The following is a 312-nucleotide window of genomic DNA, read 5'->3' as shown; positions in this document are numbered from 1 at the left end:
TCTGTTTCGTGTAGAAACGCACGGATTCCGGACCGTGCGCATGGTGGTCGCCAAACAGGCTGCGCTTCCAGCCGCCGAAGCTGTGGAAGGCCATCGGCACGGGAATCGGCACGTTCACGCCGACCATCCCCACCTGCACCCGGTGCGTGTACTCGCGCGCCGTGTTGCCGTCGCGCGTGTAGATCGCCGTGCCGTTGCCATATTCATGCGCATTGACCAGGTCCAGCGCCGTCGTAAAGTCCGGCACGCGCACGATGCACAGCACGGGGCCGAAGATTTCTTCCTTGTAGATCGTCATGTCCGGCGTGACGT

1 protein-coding gene is annotated in these 312 nt (G+C 62.8%); it reads right to left on the bottom strand.

Translation table 11 applies throughout. The features are described from left to right. Positions 1 to 312: aldehyde dehydrogenase family protein (locus tag GYK42_RS28945; RefSeq protein ID WP_166450292.1), on the bottom strand; the 312-nt coding region annotated here is incomplete at both ends.

The sequence above is a fragment of the Janthinobacterium lividum genome, assembly GCF_011601275.1.
GTDB lineage: Bacteria > Pseudomonadota > Gammaproteobacteria > Burkholderiales > Burkholderiaceae_D > Janthinobacterium > Janthinobacterium lividum_E.
Note: the sequence above shows the minus strand (reverse complement) of the source record. Positions and strands in the feature narration are given on the sequence as shown.